General features: G+C 71.0%; 2 protein-coding genes. Both read left to right on the top strand.

The genetic code is table 11. The features are described 5' to 3' along the window. On the top strand, positions 1 to 258 hold a 258-nt coding region (locus EAO71_RS02410), incomplete at its 5' end, for a CBS domain-containing protein (RefSeq protein ID WP_410093940.1). Then, a partial coding sequence (locus EAO71_RS02405) for a DUF1003 domain-containing protein (RefSeq protein WP_147976091.1) occupies positions 248 to 521 on the top strand: 274 nt, incomplete at its 3' end. The genes EAO71_RS02410 and EAO71_RS02405, both read left to right, overlap by 11 nt.

Genomic DNA, 521 nt, shown 5'->3' with positions numbered 1-521 from the left:
ATGATCGACGACGACCTGCGGCCGCTGGACCCGGAGGCCGTGCTGCCCGTCGTGGCCGGTTTCTTCGCGACGTACGACATGGTCGCGGCGCCCGTCGTCGACGAGAGCGGCTCGCTGCTCGGCGCGGTCACCGTGGACGACGTCCTCGACCACATGCTGCCCGAGGACTGGCGGGAGAAGGAGTTCCACCTGGACGGGGAGGCCGCCGGCCGTGACGAGGGGTACGACGTGACCGAGGAGGCCGCCGATGGCTCCTGAGCGCGAGCGCGAGACCCGTGAGCGGGCCTCCGCCGGGACGGGCGCCCGGGCACGGCTGCGCCTCGACCAGCCGCAGCCGCCGCGGCGCCGCCTGCTGCCCGAGTACGACCCGGAGGCCTTCGGGCGGCTGTCCGAGCGGATCGCGCGGTTCCTGGGCACCGGTCGGTTCATCGTCTGGATGACGGTCGTCATCATCATGTGGGTGGTGTGGAACGTGTCGGCGCCGCGCGAGCTGCGCTTCGACAACTACCCTTTTTTTTTTC

Source organism: Streptomyces sp. MS191 (assembly GCF_008042125.1).
In the GTDB taxonomy this organism is placed as follows: Bacteria; Actinomycetota; Actinomycetes; order Streptomycetales; family Streptomycetaceae; genus Streptomyces.
Note: the sequence above shows the minus strand (reverse complement) of the source record. Positions and strands in the feature narration are given on the sequence as shown.